The sequence below is a fragment of the Alloprevotella sp. Lung230 genome, assembly GCF_014385435.1.
Classification (GTDB): Bacteria; Bacteroidota; Bacteroidia; order Bacteroidales; family Bacteroidaceae; genus Alloprevotella.
In genome coordinates this window covers 1-15,221 of the sequence record NZ_JACSUD010000007.1, presented here as the reverse complement: position 1 = coordinate 15,221, position 15,221 = coordinate 1, and the positions used below count along the sequence as shown (strand labels likewise).

The 15,221-nt window shown below is 42.9% G+C and carries 10 protein-coding genes and 2 pseudogenes; 10 read left to right on the top strand and 2 right to left on the bottom strand.

Features of this window, described 5'->3' with window-relative positions; all coding sequences use genetic code 11:
• Window positions 1–5: 5 nt before the first annotated feature.
• Both recQ and H8527_RS05455 read right to left on the bottom strand, forming a co-directional pair.
• Window positions 6–2,201: a DNA helicase RecQ gene (gene recQ, locus H8527_RS05460; protein ID WP_222935112.1), complete on the bottom strand. Its 2,196-nt coding sequence runs from the start codon at window positions 2,199–2,201 to the stop codon at window positions 6–8.
• A gap of 463 nt (window positions 2,202–2,664) precedes the next feature.
• Window positions 2,665–3,225: a LuxR C-terminal-related transcriptional regulator gene (locus H8527_RS05455; protein ID WP_255498529.1), complete on the bottom strand. Its 561-nt coding sequence runs from the start codon at window positions 3,223–3,225 to the stop codon at window positions 2,665–2,667.
• Window positions 3,226–3,653: 428 nt separating this feature from the next.
• On the opposite strand from H8527_RS05455, the gene H8527_RS09965 reads away from it, so the two are divergent.
• The 10 genes and pseudogenes from H8527_RS09965 to H8527_RS05405 all read left to right on the top strand — a co-directional run.
• Window positions 3,654–5,831, top strand: coding sequence for a helix-turn-helix domain-containing protein (locus tag H8527_RS09965; protein ID WP_187546301.1), 2,178 nt, complete (start codon window positions 3,654–3,656; stop codon window positions 5,829–5,831).
• A 123-nt stretch (window positions 5,832–5,954) separates the two neighbouring features.
• Window positions 5,955–6,365: an HU family DNA-binding protein gene (locus H8527_RS05445; protein ID WP_187546299.1), complete on the top strand. Its 411-nt coding sequence runs from the start codon at window positions 5,955–5,957 to the stop codon at window positions 6,363–6,365.
• Window positions 6,278–7,063 (top strand): annotated as a pseudogene (locus H8527_RS05440) (transposase); the annotation flags it as partial. The gene H8527_RS05445 and the pseudogene H8527_RS05440, both read left to right, overlap by 88 nt.
• Before the next feature lie 471 nt (window positions 7,064–7,534).
• A complete protein-coding gene (locus H8527_RS05435; protein ID WP_187546298.1) occupies window positions 7,535–8,014 on the top strand; it encodes a hypothetical protein in 480 nt (159 codons plus the stop codon).
• Between the two features lie 115 nt (window positions 8,015–8,129).
• Window positions 8,130–9,437, top strand: coding sequence for an IS5 family transposase (locus tag H8527_RS05430; RefSeq protein WP_187546296.1), 1,308 nt, complete (start codon window positions 8,130–8,132; stop codon window positions 9,435–9,437).
• 2 nt (window positions 9,438–9,439) lie between these two features.
• Window positions 9,440–9,742, top strand: a pseudogene (locus H8527_RS05425) (site-specific integrase); the annotation flags it as partial.
• Window positions 9,743–10,034: 292 nt separating this feature from the next.
• Window positions 10,035–11,306, top strand: coding sequence for a DNA methyltransferase (locus H8527_RS05420; RefSeq protein WP_187546295.1), 1,272 nt, complete (start codon window positions 10,035–10,037; stop codon window positions 11,304–11,306).
• A gap of 2 nt (window positions 11,307–11,308) precedes the next feature.
• Window positions 11,309–13,534, top strand: coding sequence for a sensor histidine kinase (locus H8527_RS05415; RefSeq protein WP_187546293.1), 2,226 nt, complete (start codon window positions 11,309–11,311; stop codon window positions 13,532–13,534).
• Window positions 13,535–13,536: 2 nt separating this feature from the next.
• The gene (locus H8527_RS05410) at window positions 13,537–14,745 is read left to right on the top strand and encodes a hypothetical protein (RefSeq protein ID WP_187546291.1); all 1,209 of its coding nucleotides are present in this window, start codon (window positions 13,537–13,539) and stop codon (window positions 14,743–14,745) included.
• Window positions 14,746–14,865: 120 nt separating this feature from the next.
• Window positions 14,866–15,221 (top strand): transposase (locus tag H8527_RS05405; protein WP_187546289.1); only part of this gene is annotated, 356 nt, incomplete at its 3' end.

Here is a 15,221-nt window from a genome sequence, read left to right as displayed (position 1 = left end):
TATCGTTAGTTTGCCATTTCCGAGAGGAACTTGATGCGCACAAGGCGGATTTCCTCTTCGCTGTAGTCATCGCCCAGTTCGTCCACCGCCTCTTTCAGGCTGTCGGTGTCCGACTCTTTGAAGTAGTCGTAGATGTCGAGCACGGCATCTTCGTCCATCACCTCGTTGATAAAGTAGTCGATGTTGATTTTCGTACCGCTGTAGACAATGGCGTCAATCTCGTTGAGCAGGTCGGTAAATTCGATGCCCTTCACTTTGGCGATGTCGTCGAGGGCTATTTTGCGGTCGATGCTTTGGATGATGTCCACTTTGATTTGCGACTTGCGCGCCACGGTGCGGATGCGGAAATCTTCGGGACGCTCGATGTCGTTGTCCACGCAGTAGTTGCGGATGAGTTCGCAAAACTTCTGCCCATAGCGTTTGGCCTTTCCTGCGCCTACACCAGGGATGTTTTGGAGTTCATCGATGGTCTGCGGATAGATGGTGGACATCGCTTCGAGCGAAGCATCTTGGAAGATGACGTAGGGCGGCACGTCCAGTTCTTTCGACATCTTCTTCCGCAGGTCTTTAATCATTTGGTAGAGCGTGGGGTCGAGTGCTCCCGCGGCGCCGCTCTGAGGGGTATGACCCGATTCGTCTTCCTCAAAGTCGTTGTCTTCCACAATTTTGAAACTTGTGGGCTTCTTGAGAAACTTCTTGCCGGCGGCGGTCACTTTGAGCACTCCATAGTTGTCAACGTCCTTTTGCAGATAGTTGGCAATGAGGGCTTGACGAATCACGGCATTCCAGAGGTGTTCGTCATCATCATCTTCGGCACATCCGAAGTTTTCCAAATCATCATGATGATGGGCCATCACCTCTTCGGTCGCCTTGCCCATCAATATATCTTTGATATAGTCATCTCGGAAGTTCTCCTTCGTTTCGAGAATCACTTCAATGACTTTACAGAGATGGTTCTTTCCTTCCACTTGTTTTTTAGGGTTTTTACAGTTGTCACAATTACCGCAATTCTCCGGCTCATAATTTTCACCAAAATAGTGCAGCAGGAGTTTGCGTCGACACACGGCCGATTCCGCATAGGCAGCGGTCTCTTTCAGGAGCTGTCGGCCGATGTCTTGTTCGTTCACGGGTTTGCCCTCCATGAACTTTTCCAGTTTTTGTAAGTCTTTGTTTGAGAAGAATGCCAAGCAGTAGCCGTCGCCACCGTCTCGGCCGGCACGCCCCGTCTCTTGGTAGTAGCCTTCGAGACTTTTGGGGATGTCGTAGTGGATCACGAAGCGCACATCGGGCTTGTCGATGCCCATGCCGAAAGCGATGGTGGCCACAATCACGTCGATGTCCTCCTTGATGAAGGCATCCTGCGTGTCGGAGCGCGTCTGAGCGTCGAGGCCGGCATGGTAGGCCGCTGCTTTGATGTCGTTGGTGCGCAACACTTCCGTCAACTCTTCCACGCTCTTGCGCGAGAGACAATAGATGATGCCGCTCACACCGGGGCGCTGCTTGATGAACTTGATGATGTCGCGATCCACCGTTTGCAACTTCTGTCGCACCTCATAGTAGAGGTTGGGGCGGTTGAACGAGCTGGTAAATTCCGCTGCGTCCTGCATCCCCAGATTCTTCTTGATGTCGGTGCGCACCTTTTCGGTGGCAGTAGCGGTGAGGGCAATCACAGGCGCTGTCCCGATTTTTTGGATGATGGGGCGGATTTTCCGATATTCGGGACGAAAGTCGTGTCCCCATTCCGAAATACAATGGGCTTCATCAATCGCATAAAACGAAATCTTGATGGAGCGCAAGAATTCAATGTTCCCCTCCTTGGTGAGCTGTTCCGGTGCTACATAGAGCAACTTGGTGCGGCTGGAGGTGATGTCGCTCTTCACCTTATCGATGGCAGCCTTGGGGAGCGAAGAGTTGATGAAGTGGGCCACGCCATCGTCGTCGCTCGTCTGGCGCACGGCATCCACCTGATTTTTCATCAAGGCGATGAGTGGCGAAATCACGATGGCCACTCCTTCCATCAAAAGCGATGGGAGTTGGTAGCACAGCGATTTGCCGCCTCCGGTGGGCATCAAGACAAACACGTCCTTGCCATCAAGCAGGGTGCGGATGATGGCCTCTTGGTTGTCTTTGAAGGTCTCAAAACCGAAGTATTTCTTTAACGCATCGTGCAGATTGTCGTGCAGGTTGATGTCGGTTGCCATAGGTATAAGGATAAAGGTGGAATTTGTTGCTATCGCAAAGTTATAAACAACTTTCGAGACAAACGAACAATTCTACAACTTTTTTACCTATGGGCTGCAAAAAGACAAAGTGGCAACGTAGCCCCCTTTCGTCTTCTCGTCCGAAGTGGTAAGGGGCCACTTACCTCAGACGTAGTTGCATCTACCTCTGAGGTAGAATTATTTTTCTCTGAGCTGAGAAAATCTACCTCCTATGCCAGCAAATCTACGGCCAAACGGCTCACTTTCCTGCGTCTCTTTTTTCTTTCTCGCGCGCGTATACACTATTATAGGTGCGTTTTTTGCCTTCACTGCCTTCACCTTGTGCCCATTCTTTGAAGCTTTTCCTTTGGAAATCTTTCACCCGCAATGGCTTGATTTCCTGTGCTTTATCCGCGAGGTGAAGGCAGTGAAGGCAGAGTGGCCTCCCTTCCATAGAGGTGCCCTATTCCCCCAAGTCGATGTGCCCGTTCATCACGGCGTAGATGATGACGTCCGAGAGCGAATGGGCGTTGAGTTTAGTCATGATGTTTTTGCGGTGGGTGATGACCGTGGTCAGGCTGATGTGGAGCTTGTCTGCAATCTCCTTGTTGATGAAACCTTTGGCCAAGAGCGTCACCACTTCAATCTCGCGGGCGGTGAGGGGCTGAATTTCGGCATGGCGCTCCTGGCTCATCGGTTGGCGCACCACGTGCGGACCGCGTCCGTGGCCGTGGCTGTGGAGTTGGAGCAAGTCGGTCACTACTTCCTGTTCTGACCGACAGATGTTGAGCGTGAGGATGCCTGGCATCGGGGGAAGATTTTCACCGTTAATGAGAACAATGGTGCGATAGGCCAGCCGGCGGAAGAACTGGGTGTGCTCGAAATAGAGGCGTGCCGACACGAAATAGTGGGCAAAGTTTTCAGGCTCGTCGGCCATCAAGTCGTCAAACGAATGGTAGACTTGCACGGTCGCTATGGGGATGATGTTTTGCAGGATGTGGTGCAATCCCATGCAGGCCAGCATGTTGCTGTCTACGATGGCCACACGGATGGAGGGGCGTCCCTGCACGCTGGGGTGGAGCGGGGTGTCGGAGTGTGGGTGTCCTGTCGGGCGGGGAGTGGTGGAGTCCACCACATCGGGATGGTGGTGAGGCCGAGAAAAGGAATCTGCAGACATGGTCAAAATTTTGGCTGCAAAAGTACGACTTTCGCATCAGGCTTGCAAGAATTTTGGTCACAAATTCGGCAAAAGATGATGACCACACCACCCATCGATTTGTTGCACTTCGATTTTGAAAGTACGGACACCTCTCTCGAAAAGGAGGGAAGCAGAAAAGAAGGGCGAACCCTGCTCATCCGAGAATAAATGCTTAACTTTGTGCGGTTTTGCTCGCAACGCCTTCTGCATCCGTTCTTTTTCACCGTTTTTTCATCTTCTCTATCATGTCCAACATGTCCAACCCTGAAATTGCTTTGGCTCGCCAAATCATCGAAAACACCGACACACACGTCTTCCTTACCGGAAAGGCGGGCACGGGGAAGACCACCTTCCTGCGGCGTTTGGTGGCCCAAAGCACCAAGCGCTTGGTGGTGCTGGCCCCCACGGGCATCGCGGCCATCAATGCAGGAGGGGTGACGATACATTCGTTTCTGCAAATCCCATTTGCCCCCTACATCCCCGGGGCCAATTACAGCCGGGAGCAGTTTCGCGTGAGTGAGCGCAAAAAGCGGCTCATTCGCTCCCTCGACCTCATCGTCATCGATGAAATCTCGATGGTGCGCGCCGACTTGCTCGACAACATGGACGCTGTGCTGCGCCGCTATCGCGACCGACATCGCCCCTTCGGCGGGGTGCAACTGCTCATGATCGGCGACTTGCAACAACTTTCGCCCGTGGCCAAAGAGGAGGAGTGGGCACTGCTCTCCAACCATTACAATTCGCTCTATTTCTTTGCGAGCCATGCTTTGCAACAGACGGAATTTGTGACCATCGAACTCAAAACCGTCTATCGACAAAGCGATGAGCGTTTTTTAGCCCTCCTCAATGCCGTGCGCACCAACACGCTCAACAGCGATTCCATTGCCGCACTCAACAGCCGCTACCTCCCTCACTTTGTCCCGCCTGCCGACAAGGCTTACGTGCGGCTCGTAACGCACAACTATCAGGCCGACCGCATCAATCAGGAGCGACTCAAAGCCCTCACCACTCCCGAATTTTCGTTCACCGCCGTCGTGGAGGGCAACTTTCCCGCCGGCTCCTACCCCACCGCCGAAACCCTCCTGCTCAAAGTCGGAGCGCAGGTGATGTTTGTCAAAAACGACAGTTCAATCGAACACCGCTATTTCAATGGTATGCTGGGCGAAGTGGCCTCGATGACGCAGCAAAGCATCGTGGTAAAAGCACACGACAGCGGCGACCTCATCGAGGTGGAGCGCGAAAAGTGGCAAAACACACGCTACGCCCTCAACGAGCGCACCAAGGAGATTGAAGAGGTGGTGGAGGGTTCGTTCGAGCAATATCCGCTGCGCACGGCCTGGAGCATTACCATTCACAAAAGTCAAGGGCTGACCTTCGACTACGCCATCATCAATGTCAGCGGCTCCTTTGCCCACGGGCAGGCCTATGTGGCACTCTCACGCTGCAAAACCCTCGAAGGGATGGTGCTTTCTGCCCCCATTTCGGGCAGCAACGTGATTGAAGACGCCACGGTGCTTCATTTCACGCAGGGCATCGAACAGCAACACCCCACCTCCGAGAAAGTGGAGCAGATGGAGCGCAACTATCTCCTCCACCGTGTGAGCGATCTTTTTTCTTTCTCGGCCTTACAACAAGAAGTGCAAGGCTTTGTGCGCATTCTCGATGAGTTTTATTATAAAACCTTTGCCGGTGTGGTGGCCGACTTCAAAAAGGCACAACACGACTTTGAAGTTCAAGTGGTCGGAGTGGCCGAGCGTTTCTATCTGCAATATGCGCAACTCTTGGCACAAACAGCCGATTATGCGGCCGACACCACCTTGCAGGAACGTCTGAAAAAGGGGGCGGACTACTTCAACCAGCAACTCCAACCGCTGTGGCAGTTGCTCCTCAACACGCCTCTATCCACCAACAATAAAGAGACGGCCAAGCGTACCAAGAAGGTGCGGGAAGATTTGTTTGAAAGTTTGCGCCTCAAAACCGCTCTCCTCCGCCACGTTGCCGCACAGGGCTTTGAATTGAAAGCCTTTCAGCAAGCTCGCATCAATGTGCTTCTCGGCGATGGCAAAGAACCTTCCTCCGCTTCCGGTAAGAAAAAGGCCGAAAAGACACCGAAAGAAAAGAAAATCCCGACCGGTGAGCTCACCCTCCAACTTTACAAAGCAGGCAAACGCATCGAAGACATAGCCCGAGAGCGCAACCTCACCACCGGCACCATCTTCAGCCATCTGGCGCAACAGGTCGAAGCGGGAAGACTGCCCCTCTACGACCTCGTTCCTCCCCAACAGATTGCCCGTATCACTGCTTTCTACACTCAAAATCCTTCACCCTCCACCCTCACCGAAGCCCGCAAAGCCATCGGCGAAGATGTTGAGTTTGCCGCCATCCGATTGGTGCACGACATGATGGTGGCCGAGAGTGAAGAGGAAAGATAGGTTGATTTTGTAGTGTTGTATCAACAATACAAAATGGTAGGCAAAATTTAGCCTTTTTGCTTTGGAGTTAGATAGAAAAAAACTACATTTGCAACGATTATCAACCCCTTAAATTTATAATTTATGATTAAGTACGTCATTCGTGCAAAGAAAAATCCACTGAAAAAGGATGTAGTCAAGTATTATCCGCAAATGGCACCGACCTCTCCGCTGACTCTTGATCAGATTATCAAACGTGTGGAAAAACGTTCCACTGTTTCGAGTGCCGATGTCAAAGCGGTTTTAGACGCCTTGCAATATGAGGTGATGGAAGCGTTGGCATCAGGAAGCACCGTCCGCCTCGGAGACTTGGGTTCTTTCCGCCTCACCATGAAATCAGAAGGAGCAGAAACAGCTGCCGAAGCCAAACGGAAAGGTGCACAACTCATCAAACGAGTGAATGTGCAATTCACCAAGAGTACAACCATGCGCGATACGCTTTCGGTTCACCTCTTAGACTCCGGTGCTACCCCAAGAACCGCAAGAAGGCACTGAGAGCAGACCGGAAATTGCGGACAATAGCCGGGCGGTTGGTTCGAGAGCTCAAGCGCAATCTTGGAGAGAATTCTCTCTACACTGAACTCATTGATAGATTTCAAACCATTCTTTCACAAAGACGTAACAGTCGTAAAAAACTTTATTCCATTCACGATTCCATTCACGAAGCCCAGGTGCAATGTATCAGTAAGGGAAAAGAACACAAGAAGTACGAATTCGGCAACAAGGTCTCCATCATACGTTCGGCTACGGGTATCATTCTTGGTGCGATGTCTTTTCGTAATGAATATGACGGACACACGATAGAAGCTGCGTTAGGACAAGTTGAACGTCTCACACAACGAAAGATTAAAATACTTGCAGGGGACAGAGGTTATCGAGGTAGGAAAGAGGTGAATGGTACTCAGATTTTAATACCGGACAGCCCCAAGCCATCAGAGAGCAGATATCAAAGGCGCAAGAAACACAAACTATTCTGCAAGCGGGCAGGCATATAACCTACCATTGGCCATTTGAAAGCAGATCATCGTTTAGGCCGCAACTTTTACAAAGGTGTGGTCGGAGACGCTGTAAACATACTGATGGTTGCAGCTGCTTACAACTTCAAAAGAGCCATGAGAGTTCTTTTGTGGCTGCTCAAAATAATAAGCGAGAGGCAGGAAAGGAATGACTTTTCACTTATCAAAGCTTTTTAAGGGACGACTTCTTAGTATATTTGCATGTTGAAAAGACAAGAAGCTGCATGGTAATAAGAAATGTTGGCGTTAGTTGTTTATTTCTTGAAACTATGAAGATAGGCTGCACAATAGATCTCTACTTTTGCGCCTAAGATTTAATTACTCACATTAAAAACAAATGAAGTATGACAACATTAAGAACCTACTAGATGCAAATGCGGGTATGAAGTACAAACTGAACCCACTGGGCATTATGAACTTTTCGCCGGAGAGTTTTACAACTTCCGCTGTGCAAAATGCAAAGAAATAATTTCCATTTCGGCTGACGACCTTGCGGCTCAGAGCTATCTCCCTACATGTCCAAAATGTGGGGCTCAGAACGAAAAAATACACAACTGGAATCCTATCGAGGGACATTGCCCAAAATGTGGTAAGAAAATGCAAACAGTTCCTGGAATGATTATAATGGCAGATTAAAATCTCACGAATATGAAAAAAGCAGTTTTCTTTCTTTTGTTGATTTCAACAATCGGCGTAAACGCACAGACCGCAAAGACAACCACTAATGCCAAGTCTGTGAAGCACGAGCAGAAGGTTGACTCCTTTCTGTCCAAAATCGACACGCTTCTTATGATTAACAATCAGCTTTTGGAGCACTTGGATATAAACTCCTCTCTAAAGGGACGCTACAAATTGTATCAAACTGACAACATATATACTTTCCTTCAGCTGGACACAAGAACGGGTATGATAGAACAAGTTCAGTGGTCGTTAGATTCTGACAATGAAGGAAGTGTAACCATTAACTCAGATGATTTAACCTATGGATATGGTTATGGTTCCGGGTCTTTTGAGTTGTACCCAACCAAGAACATGTATCAGTTCATACTCATTGATAAAACAAGTGGCAAAAAGTGGCATGTGCAATGGGGAATGGAAAGTAGTAAACGTTGGATAAGAAGAATATAAGTAGTCGCCCCTTAAATTCCCATTTATCATCTGATATTCAGTAAATTAATCAAGATATACCTTTGATAAATCTGCAAGTTTTCTTATCTTTGTATTCAGAAACTTGCAGATTTTTATGATTAAAAAGCCCTATACCAGTCCTTCATTATTCAGCAGTTTGTCGGATATGCTGAACCCCTCTCACCCTCTCTACAAACTCTCCGACAAAATAAATTGGGAGAAATTCGATGCTGCTTTCCGTCCTTTGTATTGTCAGCACAATGGTCGCCCAAGTAAGCCGATACGTTTGATGTGTGGTTTGTTGATACTCAAGCACCTTCGCAATCTCTCAGATGAATCCGTTGTGGAGCAATGGAGCGAAAACGCTTATTATCAATACTTTTGTGGTATGCAGGAGTTTATACCCGGTGCTCCTTGTGCCTCTTCCGAATTGGTTCACTTTCGCCATCGCATTGGGGAGGAGGGTATTGAACTCATCTTTCAGGAAAGTATTCGTGTCAATAACGAAGATGATGATGAACATCACCATGATACCGCTTTTATCGATTCAACCGTTCAGGAAAAGAACATCACTTTTCCTACGGATGCCAAGTTGCATAAAAAGATAGTGGGCAAGGTGCTGCATCTCGTCGATAAACTGCATCTTCCTCTTGGCCAAAGCTATACCTTTGTGTTGAAAGGCATTTATCGCGACCAACGTTTTCGCAATCATCCCAAGAATCGCAAGAAGGCACTGAGAGCAGACCGGAAATTGCGAACAATAGCCGGGCGGTTGGTTCGAGAGCTCAAGCGCAATCTTGGAGAGAATTCTCTCTACACTGAACTCATTGATAGATTTCAAACCATTCTTTCACAAAGACGTAACAGCCGGAAAAAACTTTATTCCATTCACGAAGCCGAGGTGCAATGTATTAGTAAGGGAAAAGAAGACAAGAAGTACGAATTCGGCAACAAGGTCTCCATCATACGTTCGGCTACGGGTATCATTCTTGGTGCGATGTCTTTTCGTAATGAATATGACGGACACACGATAGAAGCTGCGTTAGGACAAGTTGAACGTCTCACACAACGAAAGATTAAAATACTTGCAGGAGACAGAGGTTATCGAGGTAGGAAAGAGGTGAATGGTACTCAGATTTTAATACCGGACAGCCCCAAGCCATCAGAGAGCAGATATCAAAGGCGCAAGAAACACAAACTATTCTGCAAGCGGGCAGGCATAGAACCTACCATTGGACATTTGAAAGCAGATCATCGTTTAGGCCGCAACTTTTACAAAGGTGTGGTAGGAGACGCTGTAAACATACTGATGGCAGCAGCTGCTTACAACTTCAAAAGAGCCATGAGAGTTCTTTTGTGGCTGCTCAAAATAATAAGCGAGAGGCAGGGGAGGAGTGACTTTTCACTTATCAAAGCTTTTTAAGGGACGACTATATAGATGTGTCCAACCTCACTCCCGATCACATCGTCACCCTTGGCGATAAGCAGTGGATTATGACTCAGAGACAGAAAACAAGTGTGGAAACAAATGTTCTTCTTTTGGACATTCCCAAAGCAATCATTGCTAAGTATGGTGGGAAGACTTATCGAAACGGCAAACTCTTTCCAATGCTTACCAATCAGAAAACGAATTCGTATCTCAAAGAAATTGCCGATATTTGTGGTATCAAGAAAAACCTCACCTTCCATTTGGCTAGGCATAGTAAATCATCTTTCTTGTTGAAAGAGAGTAATTTATAATCGCTTAATTTTCGACAGGTAACGATTTAGAAACGAGCATAGTTCTATATTCTGTCTTATTTTGCGTTAAATCAAAAGAACACTTATTCTTGAATACAAAGATACTAATTTTCAACTTACAATAACACATTGAAAAGACATTTTTATACGGTCTTATTTTTTCGAACCAATAAACATTGTACATATGAAGGATTTTTTGTACTTTTGCTTATAACTTGGGTGCGTTGTATACGCACACTTGTTTGCGCTAATATTGTAAGGAATAATATAAATATTTGTCATGAATATCACAATTGATAATTATCGTACACTCAATTTTGATACGATAGATATACAGGAAGAATGGAATATGACAGCCGAACGGGAAAAACGTATGCATAGTATCCATGCATATCCTGCGAAATTCCCTGCATTTATAACGACAAAAGCAATTCATAAAGCCGAAGAAAGCGATATATCAGTTAAAACCGTAGCGGATATTTTTTGTGGCTGTGGCACAGTTGCATATGAAGCTGTACGAAATGGTAAACATTTTTGGGGATGCGACATTAACCCTGTTGCAACCCTTATAGCAGAAACAAAAAGCCAAAGTTATGATGACGAGATTTTAGAAGAATATTATAATAATATAATTTCTTGTTATAATACATGTGTAGTCAACAAAGATGATGAAATATACAAGAATGAACGTATAAGATATTGGTTTGATGATGGTCATATTGATGAATTGTTAAAGCTTAAGACCGCTATTTGCGAAGGAGTGAATAACGAGATCTATCGTAATTTCTTTCTTTGTGCATTTTCGAACATATTGAAGCCTTGTTCACGATGGTTGACCAAGTCGATTAAGCCCCAAATAGACCCAAACAAGGAGCCTAAAAATGTATTGGTATCGTTTAAGTCTCAAGTAAAGATGATGCGTAATGCAAACTTGGATAATACTGGTAACACACAAGGGAGCGCAGATATCAATTGTGTAAATTTTCTTGATGTTGACATATCATTTTCTTTTGTAGATTTAGTTGTTACAAGTCCTCCCTATGTAACTTCCTATGAATATGCAGATCTTCATCAATTATCTACTTTATGGTTAGGATTTACAAATGATTTTCGAACTCTTAGAGAGGGTACAATTGGAAGTTTATATCATGCTGATAACTTTAATGATAATATAAATAAATTGAATGAAACGGCTCAAGATATAGTATCTAAGATGTATTCAATAGACAAGAGAAAAACTCGTTCTGTCGCGCAGTACTATATAGATATGCAGACCACTGTCCATAAAGTTTATAAGATGCTAAGATCAAATGGTGGTTGTCTTTTTGTTATAGGTAATACTGAATATAAGGGTGTTAAAATAGATAATGCAAAACATTTAACCGAGTGTTTGTTAAAAGAAGGTTTTATAAATGTAGAAGTTGACAGGCGTAAAATTTCCAATAAAATTTTAACTCCATATCGAGATGCAAACGGTAAGTTCGCAAAAATAAAAGGAAGTAGCAGAAAGATCTATTCAGAAGAGTTCGTAATATTTGCAAGAAAGAAATAATTATGGCTATAATCGAAAATAATAGTATGCCCTTTAAGCCATATGCAAGGCTTATGAATATTTTAGGAGATCAACTAATCACCGATAAAATAGTCGCTGTTATAGAACTTCTAAAAAATTGCTATGATGCAGATTCCCCTATTGCTGAAATCAGATTTGGCAATATGGGTAACATTGGTTTTAACACTTTGCCATTGGAAGAGCAAGCATATATTGAAATTAAAGATTTTGGTAGTGGCATGAGCCTTCAAACAATAAAAAATGTATGGTTACGTCCTGCAACTCCTGACAAATTGAATAAGAAAAAGCAAAAGCAAGCAAGGACTCCTCGTGGTAGGGTAATTCAAGGAGAAAAAGGGATTGGACGTTTTGCTATTCACAAGTTAGGAGAGAAGATAGAACTGTATACTAAATCCAACGGTGAAAATGAGATTAAACTGTTGATGGATTTTTCCGATTACAATCCTGAGAATGCAAACTTGTTTAATCAAGACATATCATCATATAAACTATTAGAAGATGTGAAAAATGTTTGGTATGTAAATGATCCACCGGAATTATTGGATTATAAATCTGGCACCATAATTCGCATATATAATTTAAGGGAACATTGGACTGTTGCAGATTATAAGAATCTATATAAAAATATTCAGCGTTTAATTCCTCCTACAGATATGAACGCTACATCTCTAGGTATTAATATACAAAGAGATTTTGATATTTCTATGTTTATAGATAATACCCCTTACTTATCAGAAGAAGTAATGACTTTTGACGATGTAATTGAGAGGGCTCAATTTACAATGATTGGAGCTATTGATAATAATTGTAATATTAATTTCAAATATACTTCAAAAGCCCCACAAAGAGTCTTGGAATATTCTTTGAATCTAATGGATAATGATGTTCTTTCAGAAAGAGGCTATAATTTAACCGGAATTAAAGAAATTGAAAAAGCAGAACGGCAACCTCAATGTGGGCCATTCTGTTTCACTTTTTATGCATTTGACCTCAAAAAGCCAGATAGAACAATCTTAAATGAAGATCTAAAGAGGTTTATCAAAGATAATTTTGTATATGTCTTACGTGATGGGGTTAGGGTCTATCCTTATGGAGAAAAAGGTGTTGATTGGTTGGAGTTAGACAAAAAACGTTCAACTATTAAGGCTGGGCAATTTATTAGTTATAATGACTTAACGGGTTTTGTATATATTAGCCAAGAAAATAACCCACGACTTAGAGATGCCTCAAATAGACAAGGGATAGTAAATACAGATGGCGCATTTGATGATTTTAGAAATCTTGTTACTGCTGCTACTGAAATTTTTAATGCGGAAATTAAAATAGACAAGTATAAAATTGAATTGCAGCAAAAAAGACATTTCAATCAAACTAAAAGTGTTTTAAGTTCTTCTTTTGAAGAATTAAGGAATAAGTTAAATAAGATTGATGATAAAGAATCACTTGCTGCAGCCAATAAATTTATTTCTGTATACGACAAGCATTTAGCGGTTGTAGAAAAAAGGATGCGAATAGTAGAGGACCTTGCAGGACTTGGTATGGCTGTTGAAAAATCATCACATGATACTTTACGATTACTTCTTTTAATGAGGGAGAACATCAAGGGCATTATCCACAATCTTAAAACAAATTCAATTTCAATTGATGATATTATTGATTTCATGAATGAAATAGATGAAAATCTGATGTTAGTATATGATGATTTACAGCTCATTCAACCACTGTTTAAGATTCAACGTAAGGCTATTAAAGATGTTTCCATACTAGGCAGCATTAATAAGGTTGTAAAATATTTTAGATATGAATTCACTGATAAGATAGAAACAAACATTGATAAAATATCAACTGACTTTAGTGTATCAACAAATGAAGGAGCCATCTTACAAGTGTTAATAAATCTTATTGACAATTCTATATATTGGCTTAATGAAACAAAGAGGCAAAATAGGAAACTATTCTTTGAAATTAATCCCACTGAAAGAACTCTCATTATTGCTGATAATGGCAATGGCGTTAGAGAAGATATCGCACCATTCATATTTGATGAGTTCGTTTCGATGAAGGCTGATGGTCGGGGACTCGGTTTATATATAGTGAAGGAACTATTGTATAGAATAAATGCAGAAATTCATCTTTTGAGTAATAGTAATGATGTGATTTTACCTGGTGCTAATTTTATAATTAAGTTTAAACAAGAGGAGGCTTAAAAATGGATGGAGTAGTTGTTTTTGCAGATAATAAAGTGTTAGAAGTTGAATCATTTGAAAATAAACTATTTAATAAACTTAGACAAGATTCATCTTTTTCAGTCCTTCCTGTGTGCAGCATACATGATTTAGAGTCAACAATAAAAGCTACGTCAACATTTAAAGCTATTATTTTGGACTGGAATTTTAAAAATGAGGGAGATGAACTCGAAGAATTAGAAGGAGCAGTACTGCCAGACAAAACACCAGAGCAACTTTTAAATGTCGCAGATATTTATTCATTGATATATATTTATTCAGAGAATGAATTAGGTGCTATTACTAAGAGTAAGTTACAAAAACGATATAAAGAAAAGGTTCAATTCAAGAAGAAGACACCAGAGGCTATTGACGATGATGCCGCAATGATAATAAAAGAAATCAAAGATTTTGAAGAAATTAATAGTCATATGAAGATTCCATTTGTTTGGAGTCATGCTATTAACCAATCTGTTCAAAAAATTTTCTACGATCTGGAGATTGCTAATAAACATTGGATCAAAGAAGTTAAAGACACTGTATTAAATGATGGAGGAGACCCAACTTCCGAATTGATAGAGATGTTTCATAACTTACTAAATGAATCTTTGATACAAGATGCTACTTTACGAAAAGAACTAGAAGAGTATAATCCTGAGCAGCATGACGTTGTAGAAGCAAAGACAATAAAATTATACAGAAGGATATTTTATACAGTCATTCCTACAGAGGCTCCTTTAATGACAGGTGATATTTTTAAATTTAATGAAAACGAATATGGGATTTTAATTACTCCTGAATGTGATTTAGCGAGTAGATATATGGATGGTAGAAAGACCTTTGAGTTCTTAGTGATTGATAAGACAGAATCCAAAGAATATCAAAATCAGAAGAAGAAAAAGCATGATAAAAACCCAGATTCCGTTAATGACGTCTTTAATAATGGGGTAATTAGTCGACATGTATTAGCGTCCTTTCCTTTTGAAGAGGAAATATACAATGATATTGCTTTGATAAATTTTGCCTCAGCAATGCGTGTTGTTAAAGAAGATAGTGATCTGTTGAATAAAAGATATAGATATAAATTGAACTCTCCATATATTCATCAGTTAAGACAGCGATATATTGCATATATTGGTCGATATGGAGTACCGGCACTTCCGAATAGCATACGAAGACACTATTGGGAATAACTTATATAGTCGTCTCTTAAATTCCCATTTATCATCTGATATTCAGTAAATTAATCAAGATATTCCTTTGATAAATCTGCAAGTTTTCTTATCTTTGTCTTCAGAAACTTGCAGATTTTTATGATTAAAAAGCCCTATCCCAGCCCTTCATTATTCAGCAGTTTGTCGGATATGCTGAACCCCTCTCACCCTCTCTATAAACTCTCCGACAAAATAAATTGGGAGAAATTCGATGCTGCTTTCCAGCCTTTGTATTGTCAGCACAATGGTCGCCCAAGTAAGCCGATACGTTTGATGTGTGGTTTGTTGATACTCAAGCACCTTCGCAATCTCTCAGATGAATCCGTTGTGGAGCAATGGAGTGAAAACGCTTATTATCAACACTTTTGTGGTATGCAGGAGTTTATACCCGCTGCTCCTTGTGCCTCTTCCGAATTGGTTCACTTTCGCCATCGCATTGGGGAGGAGGGTATTGA